This window comes from Delftia sp. DS1230, from assembly GCF_040112715.1.
Classification (GTDB): domain Bacteria; phylum Pseudomonadota; class Gammaproteobacteria; order Burkholderiales; family Burkholderiaceae_C; genus Comamonas; species Comamonas tsuruhatensis.
Map to the genome: position 1 here is coordinate 5767089 of NZ_CP157763.1, position 15666 is coordinate 5782754.

Annotated in this window: 21 protein-coding genes and 1 tRNA gene; 1 reads left to right on the forward strand and 21 read right to left on the reverse strand. The window is 61.9% G+C overall.

What is annotated here, in order from left to right; translation table 11 throughout:
• Positions 1-9 precede the first annotated feature (9 nt).
• Positions 10-1515: a DASS family sodium-coupled anion symporter gene (locus AAN986_RS25920; RefSeq protein ID WP_017407734.1), complete on the reverse strand. Its 1506-nt coding sequence runs from the start codon at positions 1513-1515 to the stop codon at positions 10-12.
• A gap of 294 nt (positions 1516-1809) precedes the next feature.
• Here AAN986_RS25920 and AAN986_RS25925 point away from each other — a divergent pair, with 294 nt between their 5' ends.
• The gene (locus AAN986_RS25925) at positions 1810-2127 is read left to right on the forward strand and encodes a hypothetical protein (RefSeq protein WP_016449180.1); all 318 of its coding nucleotides are present in this window, start codon (positions 1810-1812) and stop codon (positions 2125-2127) included.
• A gap of 82 nt (positions 2128-2209) precedes the next feature.
• On the opposite strand, the gene AAN986_RS25930 is transcribed toward AAN986_RS25925, so the two are convergent.
• From AAN986_RS25930 to AAN986_RS26025, 20 genes are all read right to left on the reverse strand, one after another.
• Positions 2210-2286: transfer RNA gene (locus AAN986_RS25930), tRNA-Met, on the reverse strand.
• Between the two features lie 21 nt (positions 2287-2307).
• Positions 2308-2700 (reverse strand): 50S ribosomal protein L17, encoded by a 393-nt coding sequence (gene rplQ, locus AAN986_RS25935; RefSeq protein WP_012202979.1) that lies wholly within the window; start codon positions 2698-2700, stop codon positions 2308-2310.
• Between the two features lie 186 nt (positions 2701-2886).
• On the reverse strand, positions 2887-3885 hold the full coding sequence (rpoA, locus tag AAN986_RS25940) for a DNA-directed RNA polymerase subunit alpha (RefSeq protein WP_012202978.1): 999 nt from the start codon (positions 3883-3885) through the stop codon (positions 2887-2889).
• 112 nt (positions 3886-3997) lie between these two features.
• Positions 3998-4621 (reverse strand): 30S ribosomal protein S4, encoded by a 624-nt coding sequence (gene rpsD, locus AAN986_RS25945; protein WP_012202977.1) that lies wholly within the window; start codon positions 4619-4621, stop codon positions 3998-4000.
• 90 nt (positions 4622-4711) lie between these two features.
• Positions 4712-5116, reverse strand: a complete 405-nt coding sequence (gene rpsK / locus AAN986_RS25950) for a 30S ribosomal protein S11 (protein ID WP_012202976.1) — start codon at positions 5114-5116, stop codon at positions 4712-4714.
• Between the two features lie 18 nt (positions 5117-5134).
• Positions 5135-5500: a 30S ribosomal protein S13 gene (rpsM, locus tag AAN986_RS25955; protein WP_012202975.1), complete on the reverse strand. Its 366-nt coding sequence runs from the start codon at positions 5498-5500 to the stop codon at positions 5135-5137.
• Between the two features lie 22 nt (positions 5501-5522).
• Positions 5523-5636: a 50S ribosomal protein L36 gene (gene rpmJ, locus AAN986_RS25960; RefSeq protein ID WP_003050535.1), complete on the reverse strand. Its 114-nt coding sequence runs from the start codon at positions 5634-5636 to the stop codon at positions 5523-5525.
• A gap of 132 nt (positions 5637-5768) precedes the next feature.
• Complete coding sequence (secY, locus tag AAN986_RS25965) at positions 5769-7088, reverse strand: preprotein translocase subunit SecY (protein WP_012202974.1); 1320 nt, start codon at positions 7086-7088, stop codon at positions 5769-5771.
• A gap of 24 nt (positions 7089-7112) precedes the next feature.
• Positions 7113-7544 carry a 50S ribosomal protein L15 gene (gene rplO, locus AAN986_RS25970; protein ID WP_016449179.1) on the reverse strand — a complete coding sequence of 144 codons (432 nt, stop codon included), beginning with the start codon at positions 7542-7544 and terminating at the stop codon, positions 7113-7115.
• Between the two features lie 11 nt (positions 7545-7555).
• Complete coding sequence (gene rpmD / locus AAN986_RS25975; protein WP_012202972.1) at positions 7556-7738, reverse strand: 50S ribosomal protein L30; 183 nt, start codon at positions 7736-7738, stop codon at positions 7556-7558.
• 14 nt (positions 7739-7752) lie between these two features.
• The gene (gene rpsE, locus AAN986_RS25980) at positions 7753-8274 is read right to left on the reverse strand and encodes a 30S ribosomal protein S5 (protein WP_016449178.1); all 522 of its coding nucleotides are present in this window, start codon (positions 8272-8274) and stop codon (positions 7753-7755) included.
• 15 nt (positions 8275-8289) lie between these two features.
• Entirely contained in the window at positions 8290-8655 is a 366-nt protein-coding gene (gene rplR, locus AAN986_RS25985; protein ID WP_012202970.1) for a 50S ribosomal protein L18, read from the reverse strand.
• An 11-nt stretch (positions 8656-8666) separates the two neighbouring features.
• On the reverse strand, positions 8667-9200 hold the full coding sequence (gene rplF, locus AAN986_RS25990; RefSeq protein ID WP_016449177.1) for a 50S ribosomal protein L6: 534 nt from the start codon (positions 9198-9200) through the stop codon (positions 8667-8669).
• Positions 9201-9224: 24 nt separating this feature from the next.
• Positions 9225-9620: a 30S ribosomal protein S8 gene (gene rpsH / locus AAN986_RS25995; RefSeq protein WP_016449176.1), complete on the reverse strand. Its 396-nt coding sequence runs from the start codon at positions 9618-9620 to the stop codon at positions 9225-9227.
• Positions 9621-9640: 20 nt separating this feature from the next.
• The gene (rpsN, locus tag AAN986_RS26000) at positions 9641-9946 is read right to left on the reverse strand and encodes a 30S ribosomal protein S14 (protein ID WP_012202967.1); all 306 of its coding nucleotides are present in this window, start codon (positions 9944-9946) and stop codon (positions 9641-9643) included.
• A gap of 8 nt (positions 9947-9954) precedes the next feature.
• A complete protein-coding gene (gene rplE, locus AAN986_RS26005; RefSeq protein WP_016449175.1) occupies positions 9955-10494 on the reverse strand; it encodes a 50S ribosomal protein L5 in 540 nt (179 codons plus the stop codon).
• Positions 10495-10504: 10 nt separating this feature from the next.
• Positions 10505-10825 (reverse strand): 50S ribosomal protein L24, encoded by a 321-nt coding sequence (gene rplX, locus AAN986_RS26010; protein WP_016449174.1) that lies wholly within the window; start codon positions 10823-10825, stop codon positions 10505-10507.
• Positions 10826-10835: 10 nt separating this feature from the next.
• The gene (gene rplN / locus AAN986_RS26015; protein ID WP_016449173.1) at positions 10836-11204 is read right to left on the reverse strand and encodes a 50S ribosomal protein L14; all 369 of its coding nucleotides are present in this window, start codon (positions 11202-11204) and stop codon (positions 10836-10838) included.
• A 678-nt stretch (positions 11205-11882) separates the two neighbouring features.
• Positions 11883-13472 (reverse strand): glycerol-3-phosphate dehydrogenase/oxidase, encoded by a 1590-nt coding sequence (locus tag AAN986_RS26020; RefSeq protein WP_047217917.1) that lies wholly within the window; start codon positions 13470-13472, stop codon positions 11883-11885.
• A gap of 360 nt (positions 13473-13832) precedes the next feature.
• Positions 13833-15566 (reverse strand): ABC transporter substrate-binding protein, encoded by a 1734-nt coding sequence (locus AAN986_RS26025; protein ID WP_012202962.1) that lies wholly within the window; start codon positions 15564-15566, stop codon positions 13833-13835.
• Positions 15567-15666: the final 100 nt, after the last annotated feature.

Here is a 15666-nt window from a genome sequence, read left to right on the forward strand (position 1 = left end):
CTTTCGCCCTCACCACAGGCCCAGCAGCTTCCACCAGGCGCTGCCGACCACGGCAAAGACCAGCAGCTCGATCACGCACATGGCCGCGCCCACGCGCCACCAGTTGCCCAGCGTGACATAGCCGCTTCCGAAGATGATGGGCGAAGTGCCGGTGGCGTAGTGGGTCAGCGTCATCATGACGGCCGAGCCGGCCGTCATCATCAGCATGAAGGGCACGACATAGTCGGCAGGAATCAGCTGGGCGCCCACGGTCAGGAACGCCAGCATCATGGCGCTGATGTGGGCCGTGGTGCTGGCGAACAGGTAATGCGAGAACACGAACACGCCCACCAGGATGGCCGCCACCGGCAGCCAGTCCAGGCCGCTGGCGACGATGGCGTTCTTCATACCCACGGCAAACCAGGACACCACGCCCAGCTTGTTGAGCTGCTCGGCCAGCATGACCAGGGCGCCGAACCACACCAGCGTGTCCCAGGCGCTTTTCTCGGACAGCACGTCATCCCAGTCGATGGTGCCCGTGATGATCAGCACGAACAGGCCCAGGAAGGCGACCACCGTCGGGTCCAGCGTGAAGGCAGGCCCGAACAGCATCTGCGGCACGTTGGCCCACAGCAGCAGCATCAGGCCGAAGGTGCCCAGCATCACGCGCTCCTTGCCCGACAGCGGCCCCATGCGTGCCATCTCGCTGCGCGCGTACTCCACGGCATTGGGCGTGGCCTTGAGTTCGGGAGGCGACAGCAGGTAGATCACCAGCGGCATCAGCAGCAGGCACAGCAGGCCCGGCAGCAGCATGTACAGCGCCCAGGTGGTCCAGCTCAGGTGCAGGGCCTGGCCCGTGGCCTTGGCCACGAAGTCCACCACCAGCGGATTGGGCGCCGTGGCGGTCAGGAACATGGCCGAGGTGATGGGATTGGCGTGGTAGTTGACCAGGGCCAGATAGGTGCCCACCTTGCCCTGCGTACCCTTGGCCGGGTCCGACTCGAAGGCATTGGCGATGGACTTCATGATCGGGTGCACGATACCGCCGCCGCGCGCCGTGTTGCTGGGCGTGAACGGTGCCAGCACCAGCTCGCAGATCGCCAGGCCGTAGCCGATGCCGATGGTCCGCTTGCCCAGCAGCGCGATGAACATCAGTCCGATGCGGTTGCCCAGCCCCGTCTTCTTGAGGCCGCGCGAGATCAGGATGGCCACCACGATCAACCATATCAGCGGGCTGGAAAAGCTGCTCAGCGCATCGGTGACTGCGCCCTTGGACGAGCCTGACGTGACCTGGGACAGCGAGACGATCACGATGGCCATCAAGGCCATCACGCCAATGGGCATGACCTTGAGGATGATGGCCACGATGGTGGTCAGGAAAATGGCCACCAGCTGCCAGGCCTTGGGCGTCAGCCCCTCGGGCACGGGCACCAGCAGCAGCCCGAACAGCACGGCGGTGGCGATCAGCGCCGGCACCAGCCGGAACGGCACGGCCGACTTGAAGTAGCGGAACAGCGAGGCAATCTTCTCGAGCATGTGGATCCTTTGCGTTGCCGGAGCGGCGCCGAGAGAGCATGGCCTGCCGGGAGCAAAAGCCCACCAGCCTGCACGGGCACTGGCGGCCGCGCCGCATGACTGACATCATGATGCAGTGCAGCATGAGCCCGGCTTCCAGCGGGCGCCTGCGCCACCGAAGTTTGACAGGCATCAAGGCCGGGCCAGTAAACCTGGCGACCCAGGCCACCGAGCCCCGCTCACATGACAGCATCCCCAGACCGGGTGCCTTTCGCCCCGGTGTACCCATGCAGTGAAAAAAGGAGAAAAGCCGACATGCCAGCCAATCGATTCTTGCCCGAGGAATGGGAATGCCGGCTCCAGGAGATCGACCTGGAGATCGCCCGCCACGCCGTCATCTGCAAGATCCCGCTGCTGCAGGCCGGCGTGGTGGAGCGCGTGCTGGCCGATGACGCCAGCGTCTGCGGCGGCGACCACGAGGCCGCTTTCAAGACCCTGCGCGGCCTCTTGTACATGCACTACACCGAGCTGCTGCACATCAGCGAGGTGCTCAGCCCCGATGCCGCCCAGGAAATCGCCCACCGCGTGCGCCTGCGGCTGGGCCAGCGCATCGGCAACCAGCTGGGCGGCTGATGCCGGGCTGTCTGCCTGGCCTTTGCCCTGGCGCGAGGGCATGAAAAAAGGGCTACGACAGTTGTCGTAGCCCTTTTCAATTTGGTTGCGCGAGAAGGATTTGAACCTCCGACCTTTGGGTTATGAGCCCAACGAGCTACCAGACTGCTCCATCGCGCGGTATTCCAAAATTATAGCAGATTATTCAGCTGCCTTGGCTTCGGCGGCGCCTTCTTCAGCGCGCTCGACCAGTTCCACGAAGGCCATGGGGGCGTTGTCGCCCACGCGGAAGCCCATCTTCAGGATACGGGTGTAGCCACCAGGACGCTTTGCGAAGCGGGGGCCCAGCTCGTTGAAGAGCTTGGTCACGCTGTCGCGGTCGCGCAGGCGGTCGAATGCCAGGCGGCGGTTGGCAACGGTGTCGACCTTGGCCAGGGTGATCATGGGCTCGATCACGCGGCGCAGTTCCTTGGCCTTGGGAACGGTGGTCTTGATGGCTTCGTGCTCGATGAGCGAATTCATCATGTTCTTCAGCATCGCCAGGCGGTGCGAAGAGGTGCGATTGAGTTTGCGGAGGCCGTGACCGTGACGCATGGTGCTTTATTCCTAAAATATGTAATTAGGGCTTGCGCAAACAAGGATGCAAGCCTGGACCCGTTACCGGATCTGCAGCTTGCCTCAACCGAATTTGCGCAAGTTGTTGATTAATTCGGGCAGCCGTATCAGGTACTGCCCGAGGCACTGAGGCTCTCCAAAAAGGAGAGCCCGCAATTATAGTGCTTAGCGCTTTTCCAGGCCAGCAGGCGGCCAGTTCTCCAGCTTCATGCCCAGCGTCAGACCGCGGGAAGCCAGGACTTCCTTGATCTCGTTGAGCGACTTGCGACCCAGGTTGGGGGTCTTGAGCAGCTCGTTTTCGGTACGCTGGATCAGGTCGCCGATGTAGTAGATGTTCTCTGCCTTGAGGCAGTTGGCCGAACGCACGGTGAGTTCCAGCTCGTCCACGGGACGCAGCAAGATGGGATCAAAGGCGGTTGCGGCACCACGGCCACCGGCCGGAGCATCGAAGACGCTGGCGATATCGCCGCCGTCCAGCTGAGCGAACACGGCGAGCTGTTCCACCAGGATCTTGGCGGAGGCGCGCACGGCGTCCTCGGCAGTGATCGCACCATTGGTTTCGATCTCCACCACCAGCTTGTCGAGGTCGGTGCGTTGTTCAACGCGGGCCGATTCGACGGCGTAGCTCACGCGCTTGACGGGCGAGAACGAAGCGTCCAGCACGATACGGCCGATCGACTTCGTGGACTCGTCGCCATAGCGGCGCACATTGCCGGGCACATAGCCGCGGCCCTTCTCGACCTTGATCTGCATGTCCAGCTTGCCGCCTTGCGACAGGTTGGCGATGACATGATCAGGGTTGATGATTTCCACGTCGTGGGGCGTCTGGATGTCGCGCGCCGTCACGACGCCTTCGCCATCCTTGCGCAGGGAGAGCGTGACCTCGTCGCGGTTGTGCAGCTTGAACACCACACCCTTGAGGTTCAGCAGGATGTTGACCACATCTTCCTGGACACCGTCAATGGACGAGTACTCGTGCAACACACCAGCAATCGTCACTTCCGTCGCTGCGTAACCCACCATGGACGAGAGCAGGACACGGCGCAGGGCATTGCCCAGCGTATGGCCGTAGCCACGCTCAAACGGCTCCAGAACAACTTTGGCGCGATTGTGGCCAAGCTGCTCGACATTGATCGTCTTGGGCTTCAGCAAATTGGTTTGCATGCAGACTTCCTCTCAATACCCCCGGCTCGTTACACCGGTAAGGCTGGTGAAGCACCCCAGCGCGATGCCTCGCGGCTGGGGGACGGTTTTACAGAAATGTCGCTGCGCGGAATTAACGCGAGTACAACTCAACGATCAGGGATTCGTTGATGTCTGCACCGAACTCGTCGCGGTCAGGCGACTTCTTGAACGTGCCTTCAGCCTTGTCGGCCGACACTTCCACCCATGCGGGGAAACCGACTTGACCAGCCAGTTGCAGGGCTTCGACGATGCGGGCCTGCTTCTTGGACTTTTCACGCACGGCGACCACGTCACCCACCTTCACCATGTAGGAAGGGATGTTGACGGATTGGCCGTTGACCGTGATGGCCTTGTGCGACACCAGCTGACGCGCTTCCGAGCGGGTCGAGCCGAAGCCCATGCGGTACACCACGTTGTCCAGACGCGACTCCAGCAGCGACAGCAGATTGGCACCGGTGTTGCCCTTCTTCTTGTCGGCGGCTTCGAAGTAGCGGCGGAATTGCTTTTCCAGCACGCCGTACATGCGCTTGACCTTCTGCTTTTCACGCAGCTGCAGGCCGAAGTCGGAAGTACGCTGACCGGAAGTGCGGCCGTGCTGACCGGGCTTGGTGTCGAACTTGGACTTGTCGGCGATCGAGCGACGTGCGCTCTTCAGGAACAGGTCAGTGCCTTCACGGCGGGAGAGTTTGGCCTTGGGGCCGATATAGCGTGCCACTTGATTTCCTTTGTGTCATCTGCCGTGCACAAGCACGGGAGCCGCCCGCGATGTTACACATCTGGGCGGCGGTGGGCTTGGTGAAAAAGCTTAGATACGACGGCGCTTTTGAGGGCGGCAGCCGTTGTGGGGAACCGGCGTCACGTCCGCGATGGAAGTGATGCGGATGCCCAGGGCGCCCAGGGCGCGAACCGAGGATTCACGGCCGGGACCGGGACCCTTGATTTCGACGTCCAGGTTCTTGATGCCCTGTTCGATGGCAGCACGACCAGCCACTTCCGAAGCCACCTGGGCAGCGAAGGGAGTCGACTTGCGCGAACCCTTGAAGCCCTGGCCACCCGACGAGGCCCACGACAGAGCGTTGCCTTGGCGGTCGGTGATGGTGATGATCGTGTTGTTGAACGAAGCGTGCACGTGGGCAATGCCGTCCGAAATGTTCTTACGGACTTTCTTGCGAACGCGCTGTGCAGCGTTGTTTGCGGGAGACTTAGCCATAGTGATCTTTCAATCTCTTTATTTCTTCAAAGCCGCGGCACCCTTGCGCGGACCCTTGCGGGTACGTGCATTCGTGCGGGTACGCTGACCACGCATGGGCAGGCCACGACGATGACGGAAACCGCGATAGCAACCGATGTCCATCAAACGCTTGATGTTCATCGTTGTTTCGCGACGCAGATCACCTTCCAGCGTCAGGGAAGTCAGCTGATCGCGGATCTTTTCCAGATCGCCGTCAGTCAGTTCCTTGATTTTCTTGGAATATGCGATGCCAGCGGCTTCGCAGATCTTGCGTGCAGTGGTGCGACCGATCCCATAGATAGCGGTCAGGCCGATTTCAGCGTGCTGATGCGGCGGGATGTTAATGCCAGCGATACGTGCCATTATTCGTCCTCAAACTTTCCTATCAACCCTGGCGCTGCTTGTGGCGCTGGTCCGTGCAGATCACTCGCACCACACCCTTGCGGCGGATGATCTTGCAGTTACGGCAGATTTTTTTGACCGAAGCCGAAACTCTCATTTCATTCTCCTAAAACTCTACATCCGTTACGGCCTATCGACCGGGAAACATGCCCGCGATGGATAGATCGAATGGGCGTCTACTAACTCTTACTGGACCCGCCGGCACCGCCGGCCAGGCCCATCACTTAGTTCAATTGCCAAGTGTCGCTTTGAAGTTCGCCTTTTTGAGGAGCGATTCGTACTGTTGCGACATCATGTAGTTCTGCACCTGGGCCATGAAGTCCATGGTCACCACCACAATAATCAGCAGTGATGTACCACCGAAGTAGAACGGGACGTTGTACTTCAGGATCAGGAACTCGGGCAACAAGCACACGAATGTGATGTACACCGCACCAGCCAGGGTCAGGCGAACCAGGATCTTGTCAATGTAGCGGGCCGTCTGGTCACCGGGACGGATCCCGGGGATGAAGGCACCACTCTTCTTCAGGTTGTCGGCGGTTTCCCGGCTGTTGAACACCAGGGCCGTGTAGAAGAAGCAGAAGAAGATGATGGCGGTGGCGTAGAGCATCACATAGATCGGCTGACCGGGGGTCAGCGTGCTAGCAATGTCCTTCAGCCAGCGCATGGATTCCCCTGCACTGAACCAGTTCACAACGGTCGCCGGCAGCAAGATGATCGAGGAAGCGAAGATGGGAGGAATGACCCCCGCCATGTTCAGCTTCAGCGGCAAGTGCGAAGACTGACCGCCATACACCTTGTTACCCACCTGACGACGCGCATAGTTCACCAGGATCTTGCGCTGTCCCCGCTCGACAAACACGACGAAGTACGTCACGGCTGCCACCACGAGAACGATGAAGATCGCGGCCAGGATGCTCATGGCACCGGTGCGCACCAGCTCCAGCAGACCACCGATGGAGCTCGGCAGACCTGCGGCGATACCTCCAAAGATGAGGATCGAGATGCCGTTGCCCAGACCACGTTCCGTGATCTGTTCACCGAGCCACATCAGGAACATGGTGCCGGCCGTCAGGCTGACCACCGCCGTGAGGCGGAAGCCGAAACCGGGGCTCAGAACCAGACCTGCGGAGCTTTCCAGAGCCACGGCAATTCCCAGGGACTGAAAAATCGCCAGGCCCAGAGTGCCATAGCGGGTGTACTGGGTGATCTTGCGACGACCCGATTCACCTTCCTTTTTCAGCTGCTCGAATGTAGGGACCACGTAGGTCATGAGCTGCATGATGATCGATGCCGAGATGTACGGCATGATCCCCAGTGCGAACACCGTGAAGCGCGACAGCGCCCCACCCGAGAACATGTTGAACAGATTGAGAATGCCGCCCTGCTGGCCATTGAACAGCTGCTGCAGCTGCGCTGGATCGATGCCCGGCACGGGGATATGAGCCCCGATGCGGTAAACGACCAGCGCGAGCAACAGAAAAACCAGACGGCGGCGAAGATCGCCGAATTTTCCGGTTTTTGCAATTTGAGCTGCGCTAGTAGCCACGGATGTCTTCTTTCAGATCATTAATCAGGCGATGCTGCCGCCGGCAGCTTCGATGGCAGCCTTGGCGCCGGCGGTAGCGCCGATGCCGTTGAGCTTGACAGCCTTGCTGATTTCACCGCTCTTGATGATCTTGACCACCTTTGCGATTTCACCAACCAGACCGGCTTGCTTCAGAGCTGCCAGATCGACTTCGGCCAGGCCCAGCTGTTCCAGAGCGGACAGGGTCACTTCTGCGTTGAACTTCAGCAGATGCGACTTGAAGCCACGCTTGGGCAGACGGCGCTGCAGAGGCATTTGACCGCCTTCGAAGCCCACCTTGTGGTAGCCACCCGAACGCGACTTCTGGCCCTTGTGACCACGGCCGGCAGTCTTGCCCAGGCCGGAGCCGATGCCGCGGCCGACACGGCGCTTGGCATGCTTGGCACCTGCTGCAGGCTTGATGCTATTGAGTTCCATCATCAATCCTTTCAGAGGACTTTGACCAGATAGCTGATCTTGTTGATCATGCCGCGCACAGCAGGCGTGTCCTGCAGTTCGCTGATGCTATTCAGCTTGCGCAGGCCCAGGCCACGGACGGTGGCGCGGTGCGATTCCTTGGTGCCAATGGGGCTGCGCACCAGTTGCACCTTCACGGTTTGTTGCGTTGTCATGTGATTGACTCCGATCAGGCGGTGAAGATGTCTTCAACCGACTTGCCGCGCTTGGCTGCCACTTCCGAAGGGGTCGTGGAGTTCTTCAGAGCGTCAAAAGTCGCGCGGACCATGTTGTAGGGATTCGACGAGCCATGGCTCTTGGCCACGATGTCGGTGATGCCCAGCACTTCGAAGACGGCGCGCATCGGGCCGCCGGCGATGATGCCGGTACCCTTGGGAGCGGGGTTCAGCATCACGGATGCTGCGCCATGCTGACCCATCACGGTGTGATGGATCGAGCCGTTCTTCAGGGACACCTTGATCATGTTGCGACGGGATTCTTCCATCGCCTTTTGCACGGCTGCAGGCACTTCCTTGGACTTGCCCTTGCCCATGCCAACACGGCCATCACCGTCGCCAACCACGGTCAGTGCAGCGAAGCCGAGGATACGACCGCCCTTCACAACCTTGGTGACGCGGTTCACCGCGATCATTTTTTCGCGCAGACCGTCGTCACGACCTTCGTCTTGCACCTTGGGAGAAAACTTTGCCATTTCTATCCGCTCCGCTTAGAACTGCAGGCCGGCTTCACGAGCGGCTTCTGCCAAAGCCTTCACGCGGCCGTGGTATGCGAAACCAGCGCGATCGAAAGCCACTTTCTCCACGCCTGCAGCCTTGGCCTTCTCGGCAATGCGCTTGCCGATCAGCGTAGCGGCAGCCACGTTGCCACCCTTGCCGATGGCGCCCAGTTGGGTGCGCACTTCGGCTTCGGCAGTCGAGGCCGAAGCCAGCACCTTGGTGCCGTCTTCCGACACCACGCTTGCGTAGATGTGGAGGTTCGTACGGTTCACGCTCAGACGTGCCACGCCTTGCTGTGCAATGCGGATGCGGGTCTGGCGGGCACGACGGAGACGCTGCTCTTTCTTGGTCAACATAATGCAGCTCCTTACTTCTTCTTGGTCTCTTTGATCACGACCTTCTCATCCGAGTAACGGATGCCCTTGCCCTTGTAGGGCTCGGGAGGACGAACGGCACGGATCTCAGCAGCCAGTTGGCCAACGGCCTGGCGGTCAGCACCCTTGACCACGATTTCCGTGGGCGTGGGGGTGGCAACAGTGATGCCGGCCGGCATTTCGAAGTTCACCGGGTGCGAATAGCCGATCGCGAGGTTCAGCTTGGCGCCAGAGGCCGAAGCCTTGAAGCCCACGCCGACCAGCGACAGCTTCTTCTCGAAGCCCTTGCTCACGCCCACCACCATGTTGTTCACCAGCTGACGCATGGTGCCGCTCATGGCGTTGGCTTCGCGCGAGTCGTTGACGGGCTCGAAAGACAGCTTGCCTTCGTTGTTGGAGATCTTCACCAGAACGTTCTGGGCCAGCGACAGCGTGCCGCCGGTGCCCTTCACATTGATCTGGTCAGCCTTGATGGACACATCCACGCCTGCGGGGATGGCCACGGGAGTCTTTGCTACGCGAGACATTTCAGTATTTCTCCTTAATGTCCGTTAGGCCACGTAGCACAGCACTTCGCCGCCCACGCCGGTGGCGCGTGCCTTGCGATCCGTCATCACGCCCTTGGGAGTGGTGACGATGGCCACGCCCAGACCGTTCATGACCTGGGGGATTGCGTCGCGGCCCTTGTACACGCGCAGGCCGGGACGGCTCACGCGCTCGATGCGCTCGATCACCGGACGGCCGGCGTAGTACTTCAGGGTAATTTCGAGTTCGGACTTGCCAGCGTCGGTCTTCACTTGGAAGCCGTCGATGTAGCCTTCATCCTTCAGCACCTGGGCGATGGCAACCTTGACCTTGGAGGAAGGAGCCGTCACGGTGGTCTTGGAGACCATTTGTGCATTGCGGATGCGGGTCAGCAAGTCAGCGATGGGATCACTCATGCTCATGTTTAATCTCTCCTGCTTGCTTACCAGCTGGCCTTGGTGACACCGGGGATGTCGCCAGCGAAGGCCAGTTCACGGATCTTGGCGCGGCCCAGACCGAATTGACGGAAGGTGCCACGGGGACGACCCGTGATCTCGCAGCGGTTGCGCTGGCGAGTGGGGTTCGCGTTACGGGGCAGCTTCTGCAGGCCCAGGCGAGCGGCGTCGCGCTCTTCGTCGCTGCGCTTTGCGTCAGCGGCGATTGCCTTCAGTTCTGCGTACTTGGCAGCGTACTTGGCCGCCAGCTTTTCGCGCTTGAGTTCGCGCTGAATCAATGCAACTTTAGCCATGCGCCACCTCAGTTCTTGAAGGGGAAACGGAAAGCGGCGAGCAGTGCCTTGCACTCGTCGTCGGTCTTTGCCGTAGTCGTGATGCTGATGTTCAGACCACGCAGAGCGTCCACCTTGTCGTACTCGATTTCGGGGAAGATGATCTGTTCCTTGACGCCGACGTTGTAGTTGCCGCGACCGTCGAACGAACGGCCGGAGATACCACGGAAGTCACGCACGCGGGGCAGAGCCACGGTGACGAAACGATCCAGGAATTCATACATCTGAACGCCACGCAGGGTCACCATGCAGCCGATGGCCTGGCCTTCGCGGATCTTGAAGCCGGCGATAGCCTTCTTGGCCTTGGTCACCACGGGCTTCTGACCAGCAATCTTGGTCAGGTCGGCCACGGCGTTGTCCATCACCTTCTTGTCGGCCACGGCTTCGCTCACACCCATGTTCAGGGTGATCTTGGTCAGGCGGGGCACTTCCATGGTGGAGGTGTAGCCGAACTTTTCCTTCAGTTCAGCCGCGATCTTTTCGCGATACAGTTTTTGCAGTCGTGCCATGTGTTACCCCTTAGGCCGCCTTGATTTCGGCGCCGTTGGACTTGAACACGCGAACGCGCGTGCCGTCGGCTTGCACCTTGATGCCCACGCGATCGGCCTTGCCGGTCGCTGCATTGAAGATGGCCACGTTGGATTGGTGGATAGGCATGGCCTTTTCCACGATGCCGCCGGTGGTGCCCTTCATGGGGTTCGGCTTGACGTGCTTCTTCACCAGGTTGATGCCGTCGATCAGCAGGTGGGAGTCGTCCTTGCGAGCCGAGACCACGCCTTGCTTGCCCTTGTCACGGCCGGTCAGCACGATGACTTGGTCGCCCTTGCGAATCTTGTTCATGGTGCTTCCTTTAGAGAACTTCAGGTGCCAGGGACACGATCTTCATGAACTTTTCGTTGCGCAGTTCACGAGTCACGGGGCCAAAGATGCGGGTGCCGATAGGCTCCAGCTTGGCGTTCAGCAGCACGGCGGCATTGCCGTCGAACTTGACGAGCGAGCCATCAGCGCGGCGAATACCCTTCGCCGTGCGCACCACGACCGCGCTGTAGACCTCGCCTTTTTTGACGCGTCCACGCGGTGCAGCTTCCTTGATGCTCACCTTGATGATGTCACCAACACTCGCATAGCGACGATGAGAACCGCCCAGCACCTTGATGCACTGAACAGACTTCGCGCCGGTGTTGTCGGCAACCTCTAACCGAGATTCTGTTTGGATCATTTCAATATTCCCAACTTGCTCCAGCAAACACCCGACAGCCCCAGAGTCTTCTCAAGGGCCGCGAGCAGCCAGTCAGTCTTGGGCCCGTCGTCCACGCCGAAAACCATTTCTCGGCGCTTCCACTGGGCAGATAACTTCACGATTTTCACGTGAAGCATGGGATTGTCCCAGAAATTCCTTTGCGCGTCAAACCCTTAGCGACTTTTCCCGCCCCTGCCCGGCAGCGTTGCGCAACGCCCACAAGGGCGCCGGCAACCGAGGGGCCGCCCGGGCCTCCCGATCGGCCCATGCCACCGGAGACGCCCATAAAAAAGCCGAGCCACGCGGGCTCGGCAAAGGGTGGCAGACTCAACGCAATTGTTGGCTGCGGACGGACCGCGCCGACGACGGCACAGACCGCGCAGCGGCTTTGGGGCCACCGCGTCGGGCTTGGGCGCGGCCCTTGCCCTGCGGAAAACGCACTTTCAAGCGCTTTCTTTTTGCTTCCCTCCCTCGTCAGCCTTGTGCTGGCTGCTGTTCACTGGCACTGAAGCTGGGCGCCATGAACCGCATTCTCATTCATAAAACCAATCGAGTACATATATTCATCAATTTTGACAATCATTCGTGGCGCAAGCGTCTTACGCAGAAAGCACAACGCCCTGCGCTGCAGGGCGTTGTGCATGGAGATGGACAGGATCAGGCAGGCAGGTACTGCGCCGCCAGCGGCATGAAGTCCGCCAGGCCGGCGTCGTGTCCCAGCTCCTCCTGGAGGATGGCCGCCACGCGCGGGGCCACTTCGGCGGCCTTGCGCGCGTCGAGGAACAGCAGGCGGCTGCGGCGCGCCAGCACGTCTTCCACGGTGCGCGCGTATTCGAAGCGCGCGGCAAAGCGCACCATGGCTTCGTTCAGGCCGTCGGCCAGCCATTCGTCGTTGCCCGGCAACGCCTGCACCGCCGAGGCTTCCGTGCCGTAGGAATGCAGGCCCTGGATCTGGTTCATGCGGTGGTGCACGGCGGACTCGGCCGGGGCGCCGGCCAGCGGCAGGCGGGCCGTGACACCACCGGGGCGGTGCGGCAGGCGGCCGATGGCAAAGCATTCGGAGAGCACGTCTTCGGCCATGGCGCGGTAGGTGGTCCACTTGCCGCCCGTGACGGTCACCAGGCCGGTGCGGCTGGACATGACGGTGTGCTCGCGGCTGATCTTCTTGGTGTTTTCGCCATCGTCGTCCTGGGGCTTGACCAGCGGGCGCAGGCCCACCCACATGCTGCGCACGTCGGCCAGCGTGGGCTGGCGCGTGAGGTAGCGGCCTGCCTCGGTGAGGATGAAGTCCAGTTCTTCGGGGAAAGGCAGGGGTTCGCGCGCCAGGTCGTTGCGCGGCGTGTCGGTGGTGCCCAGGATGACCTTGCCCAGCCAGGGCACGGCAAAGAGCACGCGGCCGTCGGCCGTCTTGGGCACGAGCAGGGCATGGTCGCTGGGCAGGAAGTCGCGGTCCACGACCACGTGCACGCCCTGGCTGGGCGCGACCATGGGCTTGACGGGACGGCCCTGGGCCTCGGCGTCCTGCTGGCGAAACAGGTCCACCCAGGGGCCGGTGGCGTTGACCACGCACTTGGCGCGAAGCGTGAAGCGCTGGCAGGATTCCGAGTCTTCGCAGATCAGGCCGGCGACCTTGCCGCCTTCGTGCAGCAGTTCACGTGCGGGGCAGTAGTTGACCAGCAGCGCGCCTTTGGCAGCGGCCGTGCGGGCCAGCGCCAGCGCCAGGCGGGCATCGTCGAACTGGCCGTCCCAGTATTTGACGCCGCCCTTGAGGCCCTGCTGCCGCACGGTGGGCAGGCACTTCACGGTGCTGGAGCGCGAGAGGAATTCCGTGGCGCCCAGGCCGGCCTTGCCGGCCAGCGCGTCATACATCTTGAGGCCGATGCCATAGAACGGCGTGTCCAGCAGCTTGTAGGACGGCATGACGAAGGCCAGCGGCTGCGCCAGGTGGGGCGCGTTGTGCAGCAGCGTGGTGCGCTCGTGCAGGGCTTCGCGCACCAGGGCGATGTTGCCCTGCGCCAGGTAGCGCACGCCACCATGGACCAGCTTGGTGGCACGCGAGGACGTGCCCTTGGCGAAGTCGTGCGATTCGACCAGCACGACCTTGAACCCGCGCGCCGCCGCGTCCAGGGCCACGCCCAGGCCGGTGGCGCCGCCGCCGATGATGGCCAGATCGTAGGTTTCAGGCTGGGCCAGGCGTTCCAGCAGGGCGGCGCGGCCGGTGGGCAGAGGGGAAGCAGCGAGGGACATGGATCTTCGACGAAGGGATGTGGGGGCAAGTTAACAGGGCGCCATGTAGCCGCCATGTCAGCACCCGGGACGCCACGCCTGCGCCCAATGCGAAGGGGACGGAATCGGGTTTTCCGCTATTTTCGCTCGTTTTTGTATTTTTTTCTTCGCTATCTTTCGTTTCGTGTTTTTGGCGACCCAGGAAGCCCCAGCGATGGACTGCGATGCCAGCACAGCGCATGCCGTCCAAAACCGGCGCGGCCCAACTCAGGGACACCGAGCAAGGGCCGCCTCGCGGCGAGGGTGTCGCCCCCCTCCCCCGCGAAGCGGGTAGAGAGGCGCCGTGCCACGGGGGGAAGCCGCGCAGCGGCTCAGGGGGTGTCACCTCACCTTGCCGTTTTTCCAGGCATTGAGCAGCGTGTCATACGCAATCGTCTCGCCCTTGGGCTTTTCGTTGGCCAGCTTCTTCCACGGCGCCTGCTTGTCGCTGAGCCACTTGGCCGGATCGCCCTTGGGGTTGAGCTTGGGCGCGCAGTGCGCCATGCCGGCACGCTGCAGGCGGGACATGACCTGGTCCATTTCCTCGGCCAGGTTGTCCATGGCGCCCTGGGGAGTTTTCTCGCCGGTGACGGCCTGGGCCACGTTCTTCCACCACAGCTGGGCCAGCTTGGGGTAGTCGGGCACGTTGTTGCCGGTGGGCGTCCAGGCCACGCGGGCGGGGCTGCGGTAGAACTCGACCAGGCCGCCGAGCTTGGGCGCCATGTCGGTCATGGCCTTGGAACGGATGTCGCTTTCGCGGATGGGCGTCAGGCCGACGATGGTCTTCTTGAGGCTGGTGGTCTTGGCGGTGACGAACTGCGCGTAGAGCCAGGCGGCGGCCGTGCGGTTGGCGTCATGGTCCTTGAAGAAGGTCCAGCTGCCCACGTCCTGGTAGCCGTTTTGCATGCCGTCCTTCCAGTACGGACCGTTGGGGCCGGGCGCCATGCGCCATTTGGGCGTGCCGTCGGCATTGACCACGGGCAGGCCGGGCTTGGTCATGTCCGCCGTGAAGGCCGTGTACCAGAAGATCTGCTGCGCGATATGGCCCTGGGCCGGCACCGGGCCGGACTCGCCGAAGGTCATGCCCATGGCTTCCTTGGGCGCGTATTTCTTCATCCAGTCCACGTACTTGGTGAGCGCGAACACGGCGGCCGGCGAGTTGGTGGCGCCCCCGCGCGAGACCGAGGCGCCCACGGGCGTGCACTTGTCGTCAGCCACGCGGATGCCCCATTCGTCCACGGGCATGCCGTTGGGAATGCCCTTGTCGGCCGCGCCGGCCATGGAAAGCCAGGCGTCGGTGAAGCGCCAGCCCAGCGACGGGTCCTTCTTGCCGTAGTCCATGTGGCCGTAGATGGGCTTGCCGTCGATCTGCTTGACGTCGTTGGTGAAGAACTCGGCGATGTCCTCGTAGGCGCTCCAGTTCAGCGGCACGCCCAGCTCGTAGCCGTACTTGGCCTTGAACTTGTCCTTGAGGTCCTTGCGCTCGAAGAGGTCGGCGCGGAACCAGTAGAGGTTGGCGAACTGCTGGTCGGGCAGCTGGTAGAGCTTGCCGTCGGGCGCGGTGGTGAAGCTGGTGCCGATGAAGTCCTTGATATCCAGGCCCGGATTGGTGAAGTCCTTGCCCGCGCCGGCCATGTAGTCGGTCAGGCTCATGATGCGGCCGTAGCGGTAGTGCGTGCCGATCAGGTCGGAGTCGGAGATCCAGCCGTCATAGATGGACTTGCCCGACTGCATCGAGGTCTGCAGCTTCTCGACCACGTCGCCTTCCTGGATCAGGTCGTGCTTGACGGTGATGCCCGTGATCTCGGTGAAGGCCTTGGCCAGCGTCTTGCTCTCGTACTCGTGCGTGGTGATGGTCTCGGACACCACGGCGATCTCCTTGACGCCCTTGGCCTGCAGCTTCTTGGCCGCCTCGATGAACCACTTCATCTCGGCCATCTGCTGGTCCTTGGACAGCGTGCTGGGCTGGAACTCCGCGTCGATCCACTTCTTGGCTTCCGCCTCTCCGGCCCAGGACGCCTGCCCCGCCGCCAGCAGGGCCGCCGCGAGGGCGATGGTATGAAGTCGTTGTTTCATCTGCCGTCTCCTAGATTCTTGCTGTCTCCCCGACATGCACATGCACCAGCGGGCCCCGGGGGAGCTTCGGACCCGGCTGTCGATAAATGGAATGAAGTGA